Source organism: Bacillus sp. Hm123, assembly GCF_051842975.2.
Classification (GTDB): Bacteria; Bacillota; Bacilli; order Bacillales; family Domibacillaceae; genus Bacillus_CE.
The window spans coordinates 2331013-2350877 of the sequence record NZ_CM200277.1; the positions used below are offsets into that span (position 1 = coordinate 2331013).

The following is a 19865-nucleotide window of genomic DNA, read 5'->3' on the forward strand; positions in this document are numbered from 1 at the left end:
TTTACAATTTTTTAACATAATTTAAGCTCTCAACGTAGGCACCGTTACGCTGAGAGCTTAAATCAAAAATATGTTACTTTTTTTGAGCGACAAAAAAGATTCGCTCACTTTCTTTTTGAGGGGCATCGTCTGTAAAATCGGCTGTGACCTGCACATTCTCAAAGCCTGCTTGTTCAAGCCATAGTGTATATTGCTCCGGCTCAAATGTTCGTTGAGTATGCAGCTCGTCAAAGCGCTCGTATCGATCGCTCGATTCATCTAGAGCAAAAAACGTCAACTCGTGCTCAACACTGTTTGGCAGATCCCCTGCAAAACAATTCCAAATATAAGACACCTCATCATCCGTCGACGTAAAAGTACCGTCAGTAAAAATGTGATGAATTTTGTAAAGTGAATGGACATCAAATAAGAACAGCCCACCAGCTTGTAAATGAGTGTGAACGAGCCGAAACGTTTGCTTGACATCCTCTTCACTCGTTAAATAGTTTAAAGAATCGCAAAAGATGGTCACTGCATCATACGTACCGAGCCCGTCTAACTCGCGCATATCTTGTTGATAAAGCGGAAAGGACAAGCCTTTTTCAGCCGCCTTTTCCTGAGCCATCATTAACATCTCTTCAGATAAGTCCACGCCCGTCACATCCCAATTAGCTGCCGCTAATCGCCATGTCAATTCACCTGTTCCACAAGCTAAATCAAGCACTTTTTTGCCAGTTAATGTTGTTGTATGCCGCTCCAAAAAATGAAGCCACTCCTCATAAGGAACATCTTGCATTAAAAAATCATACACGTAGGCAAAGCGCTGATACGTCATGCGAGTAGCTCGCTCTCCACATCGATTTGTGGCGCATCGCCCCATAATCGTTCTAAGTTATAATAGACGCGCTCATCGCGATGGAACACATGAACAACGACATCACCAATATCAATTAATACCCAGCGTGCTTCATCGAAGCCTTCCATCCGTTTGATCGTATATCCAAGCTCCTCTGCTTGATCCTTGACCTCTCTAGCAATCGCTTGCACTTGCTTATCAGAATTCCCGTGACAGATCATAAAGTGGTCTGTAATTAAAGAAATTCCTTGCATGTTTAACACCACAATATGCTCTGCTCGTTTATCATCTGCCGCCTTAGCGACACGTTGTAAAATTTCAGGTTGACCCATTAACGTTTTTCCTCCTTCTGCTTCTTCGTTAAATCATTGTATGTATCAAATGTATCTGGGAAGATGGGCTTGTTTCTTTTCATTAAAAATTTAATCGTATTTTTCACCGCTTTAATGACCGCCTCATCTAAATCTTCCTTCGCTAACTTTCGCACTTTCTCCACTTTCGGAAAATGACGGCCTGGCTCGATATAATCCGCTAAATAGACCACTTTATCAAGGAGTGTCATCCCGACTCTTCCCGATGTATGATAACGAATAGCATCTAGCACTTCCAGATCATCAATCCCTACTTCTGTTTGTACTAAATAAGCCCCCACCGGCGCGTGCCACAGCTCAGAATGGGCAGAAAGTAAACGTGGGTCCATGCCTTCTCGTTCAATAATCGCAGCCATTTCCTCTTTCGGACGAAATTTCGCATAATCATGAAAAATTGCGGCTAGCTCGGCCTTTTGTGGATCAGCTCCATACTTTTCTGCTAACTCAATCGCTGTATGCATCACACCTAACGTATGATTGTAACGATGTTCAGTAATCTGTTCCTTCACGATCTTTAATGCCTGTTCTCGGTTCATATAACTGATTCTCCTTTATATAGGCAATCACTTTTTCTGGCAGCAAGTACTTTAACGTGCCATTCGTCGCTGCTTTTTGCCTAAGTAGACTTGAAGAAAGATGGACTTCGGGTGTGTCAATTAAATGAACAGGATAAGACGTTTCAGTTGAATAGCCTGGGCGCTTCACGCCAACGAAAGTTACGAGCTGGCATAGTTCATCGACCTTGTACCACTTCGGTAAATACTCAATCATATCGCCGCCGATAATAAAATAAAAGTCTGTTTCCGGCTCTCGTTCTTTTAATAACTGGATCGTGTCATACGTATAAGATTTCCCATCCCGTTCCATTTCAATCAGCTCGAGATGCAACTTTGGATGATGATCAATAGCGACAGATAGCATCCGCACACGATCTTCCTCTGACACACCTGTATCCATTTGTTTATGAGGAGGTATTTTATTCGGCATAAAACGAACCTCATCGAGTTCAAGTGCTTCAAGCACCTCGTTGGCAATAATGAGATGACCGACATGAGGGGGATTAAACGTCCCCCCTAAAAGGCCAACCTTTCTTCTCATTTCGGCAGCACAAGTTGCTTGTTTTCTCTTGATTCCTTATACAAAATAATGATGCTTCCAATAATTTGGACAACGTGCGCTTTCGCCCCTTTAGCAATGCTTTGCGCCACTTCTTGCTTGTCTTCATCACAGTTTTGTAAAATGCTAATTTTCATTAATTCGCGCGCTTCAAGAGCCTCGCCAATTTGTTTAATCATATTGTCATTGACTCCGCCTTTTCCTACTTGAAAAATCGGATCTAAATGATGTGCCTCTGCACGTAAAAATCGTTTTTGTTTACCTGTTAACATGTTTTTCCTCCTAATTGTTGCAACACAACTTTTTCCATTTGTTGGACATCAGGGAATATTCCTGTCCATTTCTCAAAAGCGAGCGCTCCTTGATACACAAACATTTTTAATCCGTTTTGCGTATAAGCTCCTTGCTTTTTCGCTTCTTGTAATAATTTTGTTTCTAATGGATTATAAATAATATCAGACACAAAAGCCATTGCTTTTAAATGATCAAGTGCGATTGGCATGTCCTCTACTTGTGGAGCCATGCCAATCGATGTCGTTTGAATGATCACATCGTATTCCGCTAGCTTCTCCTCTGCCTCTTCTAATGACAACACGGTTCCCTCTACTTCGTACGGACAAGCCTCGATCATCGCTTGCGCTTTTTCTGGCGTGCGGTTGGCCAAAGTGATTCGGCTAACGCCCTCTGACGCCAACGTATAAAAAATAGCGCGAGCTGCTCCCCCTGCTCCAACAATCAATACGTGTTGATCTTCTAATACACCTGGATACTCCTCACGAAGAGCCCGAACATACCCTAAGCCATCCGTGTTATAGCCGACCCATTGATCCTCTTCACGCACCACCGTATTAACGGCACCAATCGCTTCCGCTAACGGATCGACCTTATCAAGGAGTGGAATAATCGCTGTTTTATGCGGAATCGTCACGTTGAAGCCTTCCACACCAATCGCTTTCATTCCTTTCACCGCATCCGCTAGATCATCTGGCTTGATGTGAAAGGGATGATAATAGCCGTCCACACTAAGAGCTGCGAAGGCCGAATGATGCATCACAGGCGACATCGAATGAGCAATTGGGTCGCCGATCACACCAAATAATTTTTTCATAATCGTTCCCTTCCTTAAATTAAAGATGGTCGTAAAAAGACGCTAACTCCTTTTGGAACATGAGCAACAACTAATGCGCCTGGTTCATTGACGGTTACCCAGCCAAGACCCGAGAATACAATATCTGTCTTGCCCTCTTTAATACGAAATTCCTGACGAACCAATTCCGGAAATTCGTCCATTTGTTCTGGGCGAGGTGGAGTAAGCAATTCCCCTGCATGGTTTTTATACAATTCATCGGCCTTTTCAAGCTTCGTTCGATGAATCATTAATTCATTCGAAAGATGGCAAGTAAACGAACGACGACCACCGGCTACGTAGTCAAATCGAGCAAGCCCTCCAAAGAATAACGTTTGCTCTTCATTTAGCTGAAATACTTTTGGTTTAATTTCTTTTTTAGGCGTAATATATTTCAAGTCGCGTTTATCAACAAAGTGCGCCATTTGATGATGATTAATAATTCCTGGCGTGTCAATCAATGCTTGGTCATCATCTAATGGGATTTCAATCATATCTAATGTCGTGCCTGGGAAGTGCGACGTCGTGATCACATCTTTTTCACCAGAGACTTCTTTAATAATTCGATTAATAAACGTTGACTTACCGACATTTGTACAACCAACGACATACACATCTTTTCCGTTGCGATAATAATCAATCGCATCGATCGCCTCTTGAATCGATTGACCTTTCGTTGAACTTACAAGCAAGACATCGATAGGCTTTAGTCCAAGCTCTCGCGCTTCCTGCTTCATCCAATGAATTAATCGGTTCTGTTTAACGGATTTCGGCAATAAATCTACTTTATTCCCGATTAAGAGTACTGGATTTTTGCCGACAAAACGATGCAAGCCAGGAAGCCAACTACCATTAAAGTCAAAAATATCGACCACTTTTACGATTAAGCTGTCAGTTGTACCTAGCGTATTTAAAATTTTCAAGAAATCGTCATCCGTTAATGAGACGTCTTGAATTTCGTTATAATTTTTCAAACGGAAACAACGTTGACAAACAATCATTTCTTTTGAAAGAGCCGATGGCGGTGCATAGCCAAGACCTTCTGGATGTTCTGTCTGTACTTCAACACCGCAACCGGTGCAAATTAGCTTTTCGTTACTCACTTATTTTCCTCCCATTGAATTAAACCTTTTCGTTTAAACACATTCATGATTTGTCTTTCAATTTTGCGGTTGATTCTCGTCCAAAAGCCGTCCGTTTGAGCGACTGGGATGACTAAAATCGTATAAAGCCCACTGCGATTGCCACCGAAAATATCGGTTAATAACTGATCGCCAATCACAACTGTTTCCTCTTTCTTTACACCTAACAATTTTACCGCTTGACGAAAGGCTTTGCCCATCGGCTTTCTCGCTTCAAAAATGAAAGGGATGTCAAGCGGGTGAGAAAAGGAGCTCACACGCATTTTATTATTGTTCGAAACAATTAACACTTTAATGCCGTGTTCTTTCATATTTTTAAACCATTCTAATAGCTCCGGCGTAGCATCGGGACGATCCCATGCCACGAGCGTATTATCTAGATCGGTAATAATCGCTTTAATCCCTTGTGCCTTTAATTCTTCAGGCTGAATATCATACACGCTTTTTATTTGTTTGTTCGGTAAAAATAATTTTAACAATCTGTACACCCCGTTCTATAACCTTTCAGTCCCTATCATATCTAATTTTATCGTTCGATACAAAATAAAACGGACGAAAAACAATTCATTAAAAAATGAATGCATTATTTTTTATCGACAAAATCCTTCATTCTCCATTTTGTGGATAAGCTTATACACATTCTTCTCGTTATGATGGATGGATTTTCCATAGTTAACCACAAATTACCCACATGTTATCCACGTGACACTGTGGATAACGGAACGCTTGTTCTTCTCGTTTGTTTTTGGTAAAGTTAGGGAGAAACAACCTCAGCTTAGTATTTTATGCAGACTCATTCAATTATAGAACAAATTTTTCCTAGGAGGTGAGTTTGTTTTGAAACACATTCCTGATGATCTGCTGTTAGAGTCTTATTTTAAAGCAAGACAGTTGAAATTAAACGAAGAATTTCTTGAACTTATGGAAATTGAGCTCAAAAAGCGTTCATTATTAAAAAATGAAAAGATTTCTTAAAACGCCTGTCATTCAGGCTTTTTTTTATAACTGTTAAAGCCACTGGCCAAGCTGCTCTCCCACCTTCACTTCACAAGGGATGGACATGTGAGGATTGAGTCGAAAGACATCTTTCTCAAACAATAGAACAACGGTAGAGCCAAAGTTAAAATAAGCGACCTCTTCCCCTTGCTTCCAATAGCGATTTTCATGTGTTCGTTCAATCGCATTGACAAACATAGCGCCCACTTTCACAACAGCCATTTGACCACGCTTATGCTTCAATTCAGTTATATCACGATAATTTTTTGCAAGCGGCGCTTTGCCATACTGTAAGCCATGTGAGTTGACCGGATAAGAATGGCGTCCAAGCACCCAACGATCCATGACCTCTGCATCGACCGGACTATGAATTCGATGGTAATGAGCAGGACTCAAATACAAAACGAGAAATATTCCCTTTTCATACACTTTTGCTTTCTTTTCACTTCCAAGCATTTCTTGTAAGGAATACGTTTTGCCTTTGACGAGAAACTCTCGATTTTTAGTAATTGTTCCGGCTTCCGCAAGCTTGGCGTCGACTGGACTAACTACATGATCGGCACTGTAATTTATTTTTCTAGCTTCCGGTGAGAGCGTCCTAATAAAAAAATCATGTAATGTTTGGTAATCTTCAACCGGATGCTCCATCTCTTTTTCGTTAATTTGATACGCCTTCATAAACCGGCGAATCATCGGTTTACTGACCGAGGAGCACGTATATTTTCCAATGAGAGCCGATGACCATTGCTTATTTGTTAATTCAATAAAAAAACGATATAATTGCTTTTTCACACGTTAACCTCCAAAAAAGTAAAAAATCCCAATCAAGTTTGTGGTATAATAGAATATCATTAAAATATTATTATATAATAAACTATTAGCAGGTGGCTGCTAAATTCAAGGAGAGTGTCAATTTGTTTATATCTCATGTGTTAGATTTGACCGTTAAGAAAATGAAAGCACAAACGGCGAATTTGCTGACATTGGGTAATTTAGCTTTAGGTGGTTTTTCAATCTTAATGACGATAAATAACCAACTAAGTTTAGGACTCCTACTAATCTTTGTGGCAGCTTTAGCTGACCGTTTTGATGGCATGGTCGCTCGCAGGATGAACATTGAATCTGAGTTAGGAAAGCAATTGGATTCGATGTGTGATATTATTTCTTTCGGTGTTGCACCCGCATTACTTCTATACATTAGTGTATTATCGGATTTCGGCTTCCCAGGCGCATTTTTCACAGTATTTTACATCGGATGTGGCGCTTTACGCCTCGCACGCTTTAATATCACTGAAAGCAACGGTTATTTCCAAGGATTGCCTATCACAGCAGCTGGTTGTTTGCTAACTCTTAGCTATTTAACCATTTCTCACGTTCCAGCACAATCATTTATGGTGATTACTCTTTGCTTATCTTTCTTAATGATTAGCCCATTTAAATTAAAAAAAGTGTAAAAAAGACTGTCCAACAACATGGTATGTTGTCGGACAGTCTTTTTTCTTCTTTCTCCCCCCTTCTTAAACGGACAGGCAAAAAAACCTTCTTATGCTCATATATTTGAGACATAGCGGATTTTTTAAAGGAGGCGCGAATATGTTGAGCATTATTGCTGCTTTATCCTATTTAACAAAAGAACTAATCTTTTTCGTCTCATATGTCAAAAACAACGCCTTTCCCCAGCCATTATCAGCGGCCGATGAAAAGATGTATTTAGCAAAAATGGCCGTAGGTGATTCAGAAGCAAGAAATAAATTGATTGAGCATAATTTAAGGCTCGTGGCACACATCGTCAAAAAATTTGAAAACACTGGGGAAGATGCAGAGGACTTGATTTCCATTGGCACGATCGGCTTAATTAAAGCGATTGAAAGCTACTCCGATGGCAAAGGAACGAAACTCGCCACTTATGCCGCTCGCTGTATCGAAAATGAAATTCTCATGCACCTTCGTGCTTTAAAGAAAACAAAAAAAGAAGTTTCCCTCCAAGACCCGATCGGACATGACAAAGAAGGAAACGAAATCAACCTACTCGACATTTTAAAATCTACCGATGAAGACGTACTTGAGCACATTCTTTTATCGATCGAACTTAAAAAAGTGCTGAAATTTTTAAGCGTATTAGACGAGCGCGAACAAGAGGTCATCATCGCCCGCTTCGGACTCAACCAAGGTGACGAAAAAACCCAGCGAGAAATCGCCAAACAACTCGGCATCTCTCGCAGCTACGTCTCCCGCATCGAAAAACGAGCCCTCATGAAAATGTTTCACGAATTCTATAAAGAAGAGAAGGGGGAATAAAGAAAAGCGAAAGGCGCCGTTTAGCGACGTATGGATTGAAATGATCCGCACGAGATAAAGGAAACACGATGAACGATAGTGAATCGATGTTGACTTATCGCAAGGAGGATCATGGAAATCCACTAGTCGCTGGCGCCTGGAGCTGGACAAGAAAAGCGGAAGGCGCCGTTCATCGACGACAAGCAAAAGACCAGCCGGCTAGAAGGTTGTTCTTTAACCTTTTAGTCAGCTCGTCTTGTGACCTTGAGAAACTAGTTGACTTATCCGTGATCTAGAAGTTTGATTCATCTTTTTCAAAAAATAAGAACTAAAGGGACAAGGTGCCCGACCCTTAATCATTTATAGAGTAGGCTTTTATACTTTTTTTCTAACTTCGAGTATTTCTTGTCGAGCCCCTTGTTTTCCAACATATTATTTAATATGCGTTTTGCTTTTTCATGTTGATTACTTTGCAGATAGGAATCTATCACTATTGAAAAATCCTCATTTAGAAAGAGAGGACGGTTAAGTTGTTCATCAATAAAAAACCCGGCTGAGCGCTCTCAGCCGGACGTTAACACGTTAATCAATAGACACAGAAACCATTATACCTGTGATTGTTGCTAGTAATAAACCCATGATCATCATTACCATTCGCTATCACTCCCGAAACATTAGTTACTAATAATGTACCACATTTCGATCATTTTGTAGCAGGCTTCTCACAAATTCTTCACAATTATGCTTTCGCTAATTGCTCGACCATTTTCATGACTAATTGAGAAGAATGAAGAGCGGCTTTCGGCAAGAATTGATCAAACGAGATATTCGATTCTTTGCCAGCAATATCAGACAATGAGCGGATGATCACAAATGGCGTACCGAATTGATGAGCCACTTGAGCAATCGCTGCCGCTTCCATTTCTACCGCTTGTAAATCATTGAATTTCGTGCCGATAAACTTCACTCGCTCTGGATCGCTCATAAATGAGTCTCCTGTCGCGATTAAGCCTGTAACGACTTGAATGTCCGCTTCTGCTTTTGCACAGCTTACAGCGATGTTAAGAAGCTTTTCATCCGCTTGAAACGCCGCAGGCAATTGAGGGACTTGTCCATACTCATAACCAAAAGCCGTGACATCGACATCATGATGGCGCACTTCTGTAGAAATGACGACATCGCCAACATTTAACTCTGGATTTAACCCACCTGCTGAACCAGTGTTAATAATAACATCCGGTTGGAAATGCTGAAGTAAAACGGATGTCGTCATTGCCGCATTTACTTTCCCGATACCAGAACGAAGTAAAACCATTTCTGCTCCATTCATCGTACCTGTTGTATATTCACTGTTTGCGATCGTCTCTACTTGTTTCACATCGATATGATCGCGTAAGATCGTTACTTCTTCTTCCATTGCACCAATAATAGCAATTTTCATCTTCTTTTCCTCCAATTTTGCAAACGCTAATCAATTGACCACTCAAAATGATCATTTCGCTATATTTTATCATTTTTTTGCAACAATTGCTTGCCATCTCTTCCGTTTATCTTGTATACATAGAAAAAGATGATTCATTTAAAAAGGAGAAAATATCATGCAATTTCATTTAGATTTACTAGAAGACAAGGTCGAATTCTTTGAAGCGGCTGATCTTGCTTCCTTAGAAAAGAAGATCGAACAGCAAATCGAGCACAACAAAGCGATTATGCTCGGTGTTCACTCCGTTTCCCATCAAATGCATATTGATCCCGATGGACGTACATTTTATTCAGCCGTTGTTCATTTTAAGCTAAAGAAATAAGGAGTTCGCTTGTGCGAACTCCTTAAAAACGCCCTTTATCATTTTGTTCGAGCTTGTACATTTTTGTCGGCTTCCATCCTTCGCCATCTACCCACGTAAGGAATACACGATACGCTTCGTCCGTGTTACTTTTTGGTGACACGGTTCCGATCGCATCGTTCGGACCTTTCCCTTTTACATACCAAACGACCATATTGTCTTGTCCAATGCCTGTTGCATAAGAAAGAGCATCTAGCTTCTCTTGCCAATCCGGAGAATTGCTGTCAAAAGATGAATTATGCTCACCTGTTTGTGAAGTGCCGACGCCTTTCCAATTCGGATCAACGATTTCTTGCTCTACGTTCGGCTCATCGCTCTCTTCGACGATTTTTTCATCTTTTGGTTCTGTTTCTTCATCTTCTTTCTCTTTATCGCTCGGTTCTTCTTTTTTTTCTTCCTCTTCTTCCTCTTCCTTATCAGTATCACTCATTGCCGTTTCATCTTCTTTATTTTTGTCCGTATTGCTAGCAGTATTTTGCTCGGTTGCTGGTTTCTTTTCCACCGGCTTTTTCGCTACCTCATCATCTCCACCAGAGAAGATGGTAAATGCAACAACCACAATTAGAAGAACAACCACCGCAATGGCTGTGTTTAATACACGATTAGTTTGTTTTCGTTTAGATTTTCGTTCTGCACGAGTCTTCATCTTGGTTCTCTCCTCCCTAATGCATCATTCAACATTTTATCATGACTTTCGCCTAACATGAAGTCATTTAAACAGAAAAAACGCTAAAGATCGATTCCTTTAGCGTTTTTTGATTCATTAACTAATTGAAACAATTTTAACAGACATGTCTCCACCTGGTGTGATAACGTTTACTTCATCGCCCACTCGTTTTCCAATTAGGCTTTTCGCAATTGGAGAATCATTCGAAATCTTACCTTCAAACGGATCTGCTTCTGCGCTACCGACAATTGTATAGGCTTCTTCTTCACCGTCTGGCAATTCAACGAATACAACCGTTTTTCCTAGAGAAACAACACTCGGGTCCATTGAATCTTCTTCAATAATTTTCGCATTGCGAATCATCGTTTCTAATGTACCGATACGACCTTCAACGAATGCTTGCTCTTCCTTCGCTGAATCGTATTCAGAGTTCTCGGATAAGTCACCAAAACTGCGAGCGATCTTAATTCTCTCTACCACTTCTTTACGCTTTACTGATTTTAAATGTTCAAGTTCCTGTTCTAACTTTGCTTTTCCCTCTTCTGTCATAGGGTATACTTTTTCTGCTGGCAAGTCCCTTCCACTCCTTTTCATCTCGCTGCCCTCCTGCTTTAGGAAAGCAAAAAACATCAGCAGGCTGCCTCAAAAGCGTCTGCTCCCGAAAAAAACATTATATAATGAAAATATTCTTCATTACATAAGCTTGATGCGGGTAACGACCCTTTACTATTGAGACAGCCCTGTTTCTTAAAGATTATGTCTGTTTCATAAAAAGATACTATAAAATAGCATTTTGTTCAAGAATTGTTTGAATTTTAGTCACAACAAGGTCGATGGCGACATGATTTTGACCGCCTTCTGGAATAATAATATCGGCATAACGCTTCGTCGGTTCAATAAATTGATTATGCATCGGTCGAACGACTTGAATATACTGATCGACTACTGACTCAAACGTCCGCCCGCGCTCTTGGATATCACGCATCATGCGACGGATGATGCGAATATCGGCATCGGTATCGACAAACAGCTTGATGTCCATTAAGTCGCGCAGTCTCGGATCTTCTAGCACAAGAATGCCTTCTAATATAATAACATTTTGAGGCTTCATCACGATCGTTTCCGCTGAGCGTGTGTGCTGAACGTAATCATAAACAGGCTTTTCGATCGATTTGTATTGTAATAACTGATTGACATGCTCAATTAATAAATCGTTATCGAAGGCGAATGGATGATCATAATTCGTGTTTAATCGCTCTTCAAACGGCAAATGACTTTGATCTTTATAATAATAATCTTGTTCAATAATCATGACCGAATGACCTTTAAAAAATTCGTCAATCGCTTTTGTCACACTTGTTTTCCCGGAACCGGACCCTCCGGCAATTCCGATGACTACTGGTTTTTGCTCCATTGATCTTACTCTAGCCCCTTTCGCATCATGTTGTCTCGATACACGGGTTGATCCACTTTAAAGCGGACGATTTGTAGTGGATGACGAGCGGCATCTAGTTCATTGCCATCTTCATCCCAAACTTTATCAATTACCTGTGTAAAGTTGTCAATTTCCGGGCCAAAAAACTCTACTTCGTCTCCTGGACGGAAAAAGTTACGTTGTTGTAATGTGACCATTTGTGTTTCCGCATCATAATCCAACACTAAACCAACAAAATCATGTGTCGCTTTTTTGCCGTGCACACCGAATAATTGTTCATTCGCACCAGGTGTTCCTTGGAAGAAGGCCGGAGCCGCTGGACGATTGGCACATTTATCTAGCTCATCTAACCATTCTTGCTTCACTTTAAAGTTTTCTGGGTCCGCACAATAGGCATCAATAATTTTGCGATACACGCTAACAACAGTCGCAACATAATGGATTGATTTCATTCGCCCTTCCACTTTCAAGCTGTCAATGCCAAGCTCAATCATTTGCGGGATCGATTCGACAAGCTTTAAGTCTTTAGGACTCATGGCAAATGGCGAATCCTCATCAGAAAACAGCGGATTTTCTACTTTTTCATCTAGTGAATATAAGTCGTAATCCCAACGGCAAGACTGACAGCAGCCTCCACGGTTCGAATCGCGAGCAGTCATATGGTTACTTAACACACAACGACCAGAATAAGCAATACACATCGCCCCATGAATGAACGCTTCGATTTCAATATCGACTTTTTCCTTCATTTCACGCATTTCTTCTCCTGTCGTTTCACGAGCAAGCACGACACGGTGAAGACCTTCATCTTTCCAATATTGAACCGCACGCCAGTTAGATAAAGATTGTTGTGTACTTAAATGAACTTCTACTTTTGGCGCAACACGACGGCATGTTTCAATGATCAATGGGTCAGCTACGATAATCCCCGTTACACCCGCTTCTTGCAAGCCGCGCAAATAATCCTCTAGCCCATCAATATTTTCATTATGAGCATAAATATTCGTCGTCACATAAATTTTTGCTCCGTACTTATTAGCAAATTCCACCCCTTCTTTCATTTCTTCAAAGGTGAAATTCCCCGCATTTGAACGGAGTCCATATTCTTGTCCGCCGATATATACAGCGTCCGCTCCGTAATGGACCGCTATTTTTAATTTTTCAAGCGTTCCGGCTGGAGCCAATAATTCAGGTTTTTTCACAATGACTCGTTTACCATCAACGATTGTAGAAATTTTATCGTTTATGATCGTATTCACATTAGTTCCTCCTTAATAAACCGTTTCTTTAAAGAAAAAGCCGGTATCGAGTGGACGATGTTTCGGTTGAATCGCTTCTATTTTTTCAAGAAGTTCATCTTTGACTTCTTCGTATTGTTCTGGCTCGTCTACACATAAATCAATCGCTTGACGATATAATTTCGTTACTTCTAACAGGTATTCAGGTGAATGTAGCACCCCGTCAATTTTAAAGCTATCAATTCCGGCTTCTATCATTTCCTGTAGCTCGTCAATGATACAAATATCATTCGGACTCATAATATGAGTGCCGTTTTCATCCTCATAAATCGGGTATTTATTGCTGCGCTCTTGATCATGAAGAAACATATTTTTCGCTTCTTTACGGTTTTCAATTTCCATTGATTTGCCTTGGTATTCAAAATAATGTCCGAGCAATGGGCGCTTCGATTGGAACATGCACGTCATGCCATGCACTTGTACTTCAATCGCAACTTCGGCATTTTCCTTCATTTCCACAACCGTATCCATGTTTAGCTCACGAGCTAGCACCGCGCGAACCGCTCCTCTTTTGCCCCAATAATTACACGTAAAATAGTTCGTTGCTGTCGTTTCAGTATTCCAATGAAGCGGCATAGTAGGAGCCATTTGGCGAACAGCCATGACTACAGCAGGATCACCAAAAATAATCGCATCACAATTTGCTTCTTGTAAAAAAGCAACGTAGTCATCTAATTCATTTGCTCGATCATTATGAAAAATCGCATTCATAGCGACATATACTTTTTTCCCTAAGGAATGTGCAAGCTCAATCGCTTTCTTCACTTCTTCACGATTGAATTCTCCCGCTAATCGTAAGCCGTAACGCTGCTCTCCAATAACAAATGCATCGGCTCCAGCTTCCGCTAACGGCAAAATAGCCTCCACACTATTGGGAGTTACGAGTAATTCTGGTTTATTCATGTTTCTTTCCACCTCTTTTAAGGCTGACAGCTAATCCATCACCGACCGGGATCATCGCCGTGTCGTAATCTGGGTGACTCATCAACCATTCATTATACTTTTGAATTTTTGTCACTAAGTTTCGCGTTCGTTTCGTCTGAACTAATTCTTCAGCAACATACCCTTTGAATAAAACATTATCGGTATAAACCGTCCCTTGGTTCGTTAAAAATACCGTGTAATGTTTAAAGAATTTCGTATACTGACCTTTAGCTGCGTCGATAAAAATCGCATCATACGGTCCCTTCTCTCCGACTTCATTAACAACCTCTAATGCGTCTCCATAAATAACGGTCACTTGGTCCTTATATTCTGCACGTTCGATATATTCCAGTGCCTTTTGATAACGCTCTGAATCACGTTCGACCGTGACGATTTCTGTTCCCGGAAGAGCAGCTGCCATTCGTAAAGCAGAATAGCCGATCGCTGTACCAATCTCTAGAATTCTCTTCGGCTTTTGTAATCTTAACATTTGAAGAAGCGTTTCGATACCTACTACCTCCATAATCGGCACTCGATGCTCTCTAGCAAACTCCTCCATTTCAACAAACAGATCCGACCGCTCCCTAACTAACGTTTCTATATAATGATGGATTTTATCGTCCAATTTCGCTCCCCTTTTCTAAAAAGGCTTAACAAGAAAAAGAAGAAAGCCCCCTAAAGCTTTCTACCTGTTTTTGCACTTTATTATCCATTGACTAAAAAACACTTGAACTATTTTAACATATTATAGAGTAAAAAGCGACTGTTCTCATTCACGGTTGTTTCGCATTCGTAATGTACTTTTCCTTCAGCTGATTATGTTCTTCTAGCGTTTTCGAATAATATACATCGCCAGCTGGTGAAGCTAGAAAATAGAGATAGTCCGTCGTTTCTGGATTTAAAGCAGCTTCGACCGAAGACACGCCACTATTGCTAATCGGTCCTGGTGTGAGCCCTTTCACTTTATACGTATTATAAGGTGACTCTACCTTTAAATCTTTGTAATACACACGACTTTTATGCTTTCCAAGAGCATATAACACCGTTGGGTCCGTTTGCAACGGCATATTTTCCGCTAGGCGATTGTAGAAGACGCTAGAGATCTTTCGACGATCCGCCTTCTCCGTTGCTTCCTTTTCAATGAGGGAAGACATCGTCAATAGCTGATGCGCTGACATTTTCTTCGCGGCCATCGACGGTCGGTATTGCGCTAATACACGATCCGTTTTCTTAATCATATCTTCTATGATCTCTTTGACGGGCTTTTTCTTATCTCCATACTGATACGTTGCTGGATATAAATAGCCTTCTAGCGGGTATTTAATCTTTTCCGCTAAAATTTCTTCCGTCAATAGCTCCGGATATTTTTGAATCATTTGTTTAATAAACGTTCGGTCATTCATAACTTTGAGGATTTCGCTTTGACTGCGGCCTGTTTCTTTACTAATGATCTCAGCAATTTGCGACAATTGGTATCCTTCTGGAATGGCTAACTCAACTTCTCCCGCTACAACCGTTCCTGTTTTCAACATTTCGATCAACTCATCAATCGTCATGGCTGGATGGAAGGAATAGTTGCCCGCTTGAAAAGGGCCTTCTGCTTTATATTTCACATAGTATTTAAAGATTTCCGCATTTTTCACTACACCTTTTTGTTCAAGCTGATCAGCGATGACGGAAAGGCTAGAACCAATTGGAATGGAAACTGAAATTGGGGTTTGATCATTTTTGTCAACAGGTTGAAGTGCTGACTGCACAAAGAAATAAATGCCTGCTGCTGCCCCCCCTATAACTAGAAAGAAAGTGATGATCATCAAAATGATCGATTTCTTCAACCGCCTCTTTCTCCCCGGAGGCTGCAAATAAAGCTGATTCGACATATTTTGTCCCCTTTCAACATTAAACGAGTCATTCTTCGCCCTCCCATTATACTACAATTCCATCAAAAAAGGACCGGGAAGCCCGGTCCTTTTTTCTTATTCCTCTTCTTCATCAAGGAATGTGTTTAACATTTCCTCAATTAAATCCCATTCTTCATCGCTTTCGATCGGCATTAATTCACCGTCTTGGCCGTCTTCTGCCGGAATGAAGGAAGATGCATGAATTTCGATTTCTTCATTTTCATCTTCTTCTGCTCCTACTGGGAAGTAAAGCACGTACGATTTTTCGAATGCGTCAGAATCAAATGTGAACAACACTTCGCATAATTGCTCATTTCCGTTTTCATCAATAATTGTAATTTGTTTTTCATCATGTGTCATATTATTTTCCACCTCATTAATATTGGCTATCGAGAAATCCTTGGAGGATCATCACGGCTGCCATTTTGTCGATTACTTTCTTGCGCTTCTTGCGGCTAACATCAGCTTCAAGCAATACCCGCTCGGCTGCCATTGTGGTCATGCGTTCATCCCAGAGGACCACAGGCAACGAGTAGCGCTCCTCAAGCTTTCGTGCAAATGCTTGGGAAGCTTCTCCGCGCGGTCCAATCGTATTGTTCATATTCTTCGGCAATCCAACAACAAATTTCTCGATGTTATATTGCTCGCAAAGAATGTCAAGCCGATCCAATCCAAAATCTTGTTTTTCTTCATCGATACGAACTGTTTCAATTCCTTGAGCAGTAAAGCCCAATTCATCACTAATTGCGACGCCAACTGTTTTCGAGCCGACGTCTAAACCCATTACTCTCATAAAAACTTATCCCTCTCGCTCCTGTTTCAAGTACGTTTTCACAAGCTCTTCAATAATTTCATCACGCTCAAGCTTGCGGATCAAATTACGTGCATCGTTATGGCGCGGGATATAAGCAGGGTCCCCGGAAAGTAAGTAACCGACAATTTGATTGATTGGATTATATCCTTTTTCCTGAAGGGCATCATGCACCTTAAACAATACTTCTTTCACATCTTGTTCAAACGGCTCCTCAGGAAAATTAAATCTCATCGTTTGATCAAAAGAGCTCATAATTAGCACCTCGCTTTAGGCTTAACAAGTGTCAGCCTGCTTTTGTACAAGTTATTTACATTGTACAATAAATCGCCATGGAATCAAACGGATTTCACCCATTCTTCAACAAATTGTAGTGCTTCCTCTGTTTTCGAAGGGTCTTTCGCTCCTGCTTGAGCCATATCTGGGCGTCCACCGCCGCTACCACCACAACGTGATGCGACTTCTTTCACAAGCTTACCAGCATGATAGCCTTTGTCTACTAAATCTTTCGTCACACCCGCAATAATATTCACTTTATCTTCACTCGGTGCCGCTAAGACGATAATGCCAGAATCAAGCTTTTGTTTTAACTCATCTGCCATCGTACGCAAGTTGTTCATGTCTGTCGCTTGTACACGAGCAGCTAAAAATTTCACACCATTTACTTCTTTGACGTTGTCTAATAAACTTCCTGCTTCTATATTAGACAATTTGTGTAGAAGTGATTCATTTTCGCGCTGTAATTCTTTCATCTCTGCTTGCAAGCTTTCCACTTTTGTCACAATATCTTTCGGATTCGCCTTTAACTTATTCGCCGCTTCTTTCAGTAAAGTCACTTGCTGATTTAACAATTGGTAAGCCGCTTCACCTGTCACAGCTTCAATCCGGCGTGTTCCTGCACCAATTCCGCTTTCAGATACAACTTTAAATAAACCAATGACAGACGTATTCGGTACATGACAGCCACCGCATAGCTCAAGGCTATAATCCCCAACAGACACGACACGAACCTCGTCCCCATATTTTTCACCAAACAGTGCCATCGCTCCCATCGCTTTCGCTTCATCAAGTGACTTATTGGCAATATCAACTGCTAGGCTTCTCCAAATTTTCTCATTAACGATCGTTTCAATTTGCTCTAACTCTTCCGGCTGTACTTGACCGAAATGAGAGAAGTCAAAGCGCAGACGATCCGGACCTACTAATGAACCTGCTTGGTTAACATGCGTCCCAAGAACATCCTTTAATGCTTGGTGTAAAAGATGCGTAGCTGTATGGTTTTTAATAATTTTGCCTCGCGCTGCCTCGTCTACTTGAGCAGTCACTTTTTGACCCGTTTTCAATGTACCTTGTTCCACAATTGCTTGCTGTACATGCTGGCCATTCGGTGCTTTTTTCACGTCTTGGATGACTACGCGAAGGCCGTCTGCTTCTAATACCCCTTTATCGGCAATTTGACCGCCGCTTTCAGCATAGAACGGTGTTTCATCCAAAATAAATTGAACTTCTTCGCCTGCTGTCGCTGATTCAACGATCTCACCGTTAGCAATGATAACCGCCACCGTCGCCTCTACCGTTAATTGGTCATAGCCGCTAAATTGACTTGCTACTTTAATGTCACCTAACACGCCGCCTTGAACTTGCATCGAATCGACATCTTGACGAGCGGCACGCGCGCGTTCACGTTGGTTTTCCATTTCTTTATCAAAGCCTTCGTGATCGACCTTCATGCCTTCTTCTTCCGCATATTCCTCTGTTAATTCTACAGGGAAGCCATACGTATCATATAAACGGAACACATCTTCTCCTGCGATCACATCAGAACCTTTGCTTTTCGCTGTTTCGATCATAGATGATAAAATCGCTAACCCTTCATGAAGCGTTTCATGGAAGCGTTCTTCTTCGTTTTTAATCACCTTTTGAATAAATTCCGTTTTCGCTGATACTTCCGGATAGAAATCCTTCATAATTTCACCGACAACCGGCACTAATTCAAACATAAATGGACGGTTAATACGGATTTGCTTCGCATAGCGTACCGCACGACGTAATAGACGACGCAACACATAGCCACGGCCTTCATTCGAAGGAAGCGCTCCATCACCAATTGCAAAAGCGACTGTACGAATATGATCCGCAATCACTTTGAACGCGACATCTTTTTCGACACTTTCACGGTATTTCTCACCAGAAATTGCTTCTGTTGCTTCAATAATTGGCATAAATAAATCGGTATCGAAGTTCGTTGGCACTTCTTGAACGACGGAAACCATACGCTCAAGCCCCATCCCCGTATCAATGTTCTTCTTCGGCAGCGGTGTGTATGTACCATCTGGGTTATGGTTAAATTCAGAAAATACAAGATTCCAAATTTCTAAATAGCGTTCATTTTCTCCACCCGGATATAATTCAGGATCATTGGCATCATTGCCATAAGATTCGCCGCGATCGTAGAAAATTTCGGTGTTCGGTCCGCTTGGCCCTTCACCAATATCCCAGAAGTTCCCTTCTAAACGAATGATTCTTTCTTCCGGTAAACCGACTTCCTTATTCCAAATTTCAAACGCTTCATCATCCTCTGGGTGAATCGTCACAGATAATTTATCCGCTTCAAACGCCATCCATTTTTCGTCCGTCAAAAATTCCCATGCCCAGTGAATCGCTTCTTTTTTGAAATATTCACCGATCGAGAAGTTGCCTAGCATTTCAAAGAATGTATGATGACGAGCCGTTTTTCCTACATTCTCAATATCATTTGTCCGAATCGACTTTTGGGCGTTCGTAATTCGCGGATTCTCTGGAATTACCCGACCATCAAAATATTTCTTTAATGTTGCGACTCCACTATTGATCCATAACAAACTTGGATCATCATGCGGCACAAGCGGAGCACTCGGCTCTACTCGATGATTTTTTTCCTGGAAAAAGTCTAAAAACATTTGACGAATTTGTGCACCAGTTAATGTTTTCATTATAAATTCCTCCTTGATTAACAATTATTTTACAGGTTAAAGACAACAAAAAAAGCCCCGTTCCCCGGACAGGGACGAAGCTTTTCGCGGTACCACCCTGATTATAAATCGATCATTCGATTTATCTCTCTTCTGCCTTAACGCGGCTAA

At 41.1% G+C, this 19865-nt stretch carries 26 protein-coding genes; 5 read left to right on the forward strand and 21 right to left on the reverse strand.

Annotation, left to right across the window (positions count from 1 at the left end; translation table 11 throughout):
* Positions 1-73: 73 nt before the first annotated feature.
* From ACSVDJ_RS12185 to ACSVDJ_RS12220, 8 genes are read right to left on the reverse strand one after another with little or no spacing between them, the layout of a single operon-like run.
* Positions 74-814, reverse strand: coding sequence for a class I SAM-dependent DNA methyltransferase (locus ACSVDJ_RS12185; protein ID WP_439169002.1), 741 nt, complete (start codon positions 812-814; stop codon positions 74-76).
* Complete coding sequence (rsfS, locus tag ACSVDJ_RS12190) at positions 811-1167, reverse strand: ribosome silencing factor (RefSeq protein ID WP_439169003.1); 357 nt, start codon at positions 1165-1167, stop codon at positions 811-813. The genes ACSVDJ_RS12185 and rsfS overlap by 4 nt, the downstream gene beginning before the upstream one ends.
* Positions 1167-1742 (reverse strand): bis(5'-nucleosyl)-tetraphosphatase (symmetrical) YqeK, encoded by a 576-nt coding sequence (gene yqeK / locus ACSVDJ_RS12195; RefSeq protein WP_439169004.1) that lies wholly within the window; start codon positions 1740-1742, stop codon positions 1167-1169. Before yqeK ends, rsfS begins: the two co-directional genes overlap by 1 nt.
* Positions 1696-2304 (reverse strand): nicotinate-nucleotide adenylyltransferase, encoded by a 609-nt coding sequence (locus ACSVDJ_RS12200; protein WP_439169005.1) that lies wholly within the window; start codon positions 2302-2304, stop codon positions 1696-1698. Before ACSVDJ_RS12200 ends, yqeK begins: the two co-directional genes overlap by 47 nt.
* Positions 2301-2594 carry a ribosome assembly RNA-binding protein YhbY gene (gene yhbY, locus ACSVDJ_RS12205; protein WP_439169006.1) on the reverse strand — a complete coding sequence of 98 codons (294 nt, stop codon included), beginning with the start codon at positions 2592-2594 and terminating at the stop codon, positions 2301-2303. The genes ACSVDJ_RS12200 and yhbY overlap by 4 nt, the downstream gene beginning before the upstream one ends.
* The gene (gene aroE, locus ACSVDJ_RS12210) at positions 2588-3430 is read right to left on the reverse strand and encodes a shikimate dehydrogenase (protein WP_439169007.1); all 843 of its coding nucleotides are present in this window, start codon (positions 3428-3430) and stop codon (positions 2588-2590) included. The genes yhbY and aroE overlap by 7 nt, the downstream gene beginning before the upstream one ends.
* 14 nt (positions 3431-3444) lie before the next feature.
* Positions 3445-4551 carry a ribosome biogenesis GTPase YqeH gene (gene yqeH / locus ACSVDJ_RS12215; RefSeq protein ID WP_439169008.1) on the reverse strand — a complete coding sequence of 369 codons (1107 nt, stop codon included), beginning with the start codon at positions 4549-4551 and terminating at the stop codon, positions 3445-3447.
* On the reverse strand, positions 4548-5069 hold the full coding sequence (locus ACSVDJ_RS12220) for a YqeG family HAD IIIA-type phosphatase (RefSeq protein WP_095477700.1): 522 nt from the start codon (positions 5067-5069) through the stop codon (positions 4548-4550). Before ACSVDJ_RS12220 ends, yqeH begins: the two co-directional genes overlap by 4 nt.
* 358 nt (positions 5070-5427) lie before the next feature.
* Here ACSVDJ_RS12220 and sda point away from each other — a divergent pair, with 358 nt between their 5' ends.
* Positions 5428-5565, forward strand: a complete 138-nt coding sequence (gene sda / locus ACSVDJ_RS12225) for a sporulation histidine kinase inhibitor Sda (protein WP_095477697.1) — start codon at positions 5428-5430, stop codon at positions 5563-5565.
* A gap of 33 nt (positions 5566-5598) precedes the next feature.
* Here the strand turns inward: sda and ACSVDJ_RS12230 are convergent, their stop codons facing one another.
* On the reverse strand, positions 5599-6378 hold the full coding sequence (locus ACSVDJ_RS12230) for a phosphatidylserine decarboxylase (RefSeq protein ID WP_439169009.1): 780 nt from the start codon (positions 6376-6378) through the stop codon (positions 5599-5601).
* A gap of 122 nt (positions 6379-6500) precedes the next feature.
* Between ACSVDJ_RS12230 and pssA the strand changes: the two genes are divergently transcribed.
* The 3 genes from pssA (at position 6501) to ACSVDJ_RS12245 (ending at position 8159) form a co-directional block, all read left to right on the forward strand.
* Entirely contained in the window at positions 6501-7040 is a 540-nt protein-coding gene (pssA, locus tag ACSVDJ_RS12235) for a CDP-diacylglycerol--serine O-phosphatidyltransferase (protein ID WP_439169010.1), read from the forward strand.
* Positions 7041-7179: 139 nt separating this feature from the next.
* Entirely contained in the window at positions 7180-7884 is a 705-nt protein-coding gene (sigK, locus tag ACSVDJ_RS12240; RefSeq protein ID WP_439169011.1) for an RNA polymerase sporulation sigma factor SigK, read from the forward strand.
* Positions 7885-7952: 68 nt separating this feature from the next.
* Positions 7953-8159, forward strand: a complete 207-nt coding sequence (locus ACSVDJ_RS12245; protein ID WP_439169012.1) for a hypothetical protein — start codon at positions 7953-7955, stop codon at positions 8157-8159.
* A 443-nt stretch (positions 8160-8602) separates the two neighbouring features.
* On the opposite strand, the gene mtnN is transcribed toward ACSVDJ_RS12245, so the two are convergent.
* Positions 8603-9304 carry a 5'-methylthioadenosine/S-adenosylhomocysteine nucleosidase gene (gene mtnN / locus ACSVDJ_RS12250; protein ID WP_439169013.1) on the reverse strand — a complete coding sequence of 234 codons (702 nt, stop codon included), beginning with the start codon at positions 9302-9304 and terminating at the stop codon, positions 8603-8605.
* Between the two features lie 157 nt (positions 9305-9461).
* Here mtnN and ACSVDJ_RS12255 point away from each other — a divergent pair, with 157 nt between their 5' ends.
* Positions 9462-9668, forward strand: coding sequence for a YrzA family protein (locus tag ACSVDJ_RS12255; RefSeq protein ID WP_439169014.1), 207 nt, complete (start codon positions 9462-9464; stop codon positions 9666-9668).
* A gap of 22 nt (positions 9669-9690) precedes the next feature.
* Here ACSVDJ_RS12255 and ACSVDJ_RS12260 read toward each other — a convergent pair whose 3' ends face one another.
* The 11 genes from ACSVDJ_RS12260 to alaS all read right to left on the reverse strand — a co-directional run bounded on the left by ACSVDJ_RS12260 (position 9691) and on the right by alaS (position 19715).
* Positions 9691-10353, reverse strand: a complete 663-nt coding sequence (locus ACSVDJ_RS12260) for a YrrS family protein (RefSeq protein WP_439169016.1) — start codon at positions 10351-10353, stop codon at positions 9691-9693.
* Positions 10354-10470: 117 nt separating this feature from the next.
* Entirely contained in the window at positions 10471-10947 is a 477-nt protein-coding gene (gene greA, locus ACSVDJ_RS12265; protein WP_439169111.1) for a transcription elongation factor GreA, read from the reverse strand.
* 205 nt (positions 10948-11152) lie between these two features.
* Positions 11153-11788 carry a uridine kinase gene (gene udk, locus ACSVDJ_RS12270; RefSeq protein ID WP_439169018.1) on the reverse strand — a complete coding sequence of 212 codons (636 nt, stop codon included), beginning with the start codon at positions 11786-11788 and terminating at the stop codon, positions 11153-11155.
* A gap of 5 nt (positions 11789-11793) precedes the next feature.
* Entirely contained in the window at positions 11794-13068 is a 1275-nt protein-coding gene (locus tag ACSVDJ_RS12275; protein ID WP_439169019.1) for a peptidase U32 family protein, read from the reverse strand.
* A 12-nt stretch (positions 13069-13080) separates the two neighbouring features.
* Positions 13081-14010: a peptidase U32 family protein gene (locus tag ACSVDJ_RS12280; protein ID WP_439169020.1), complete on the reverse strand. Its 930-nt coding sequence runs from the start codon at positions 14008-14010 to the stop codon at positions 13081-13083.
* Positions 14003-14656 carry an O-methyltransferase gene (locus ACSVDJ_RS12285; protein WP_439169022.1) on the reverse strand — a complete coding sequence of 218 codons (654 nt, stop codon included), beginning with the start codon at positions 14654-14656 and terminating at the stop codon, positions 14003-14005. Before ACSVDJ_RS12285 ends, ACSVDJ_RS12280 begins: the two co-directional genes overlap by 8 nt.
* Positions 14657-14804: 148 nt before the next feature.
* Positions 14805-15911: an endolytic transglycosylase MltG gene (gene mltG / locus ACSVDJ_RS12290; RefSeq protein ID WP_439169023.1), complete on the reverse strand. Its 1107-nt coding sequence runs from the start codon at positions 15909-15911 to the stop codon at positions 14805-14807.
* 96 nt (positions 15912-16007) lie between these two features.
* Positions 16008-16292 (reverse strand): DUF1292 domain-containing protein, encoded by a 285-nt coding sequence (locus ACSVDJ_RS12295; protein ID WP_439169024.1) that lies wholly within the window; start codon positions 16290-16292, stop codon positions 16008-16010.
* Positions 16293-16308: 16 nt separating this feature from the next.
* The gene (gene ruvX / locus ACSVDJ_RS12300) at positions 16309-16725 is read right to left on the reverse strand and encodes a Holliday junction resolvase RuvX (RefSeq protein WP_439169025.1); all 417 of its coding nucleotides are present in this window, start codon (positions 16723-16725) and stop codon (positions 16309-16311) included.
* A gap of 6 nt (positions 16726-16731) precedes the next feature.
* On the reverse strand, positions 16732-16998 hold the full coding sequence (locus ACSVDJ_RS12305; protein WP_439169026.1) for an IreB family regulatory phosphoprotein: 267 nt from the start codon (positions 16996-16998) through the stop codon (positions 16732-16734).
* 83 nt (positions 16999-17081) lie between these two features.
* Positions 17082-19715, reverse strand: coding sequence for an alanine--tRNA ligase (gene alaS, locus ACSVDJ_RS12310; RefSeq protein ID WP_439169027.1), 2634 nt, complete (start codon positions 19713-19715; stop codon positions 17082-17084).
* Positions 19716-19865 lie beyond the last annotated feature (150 nt).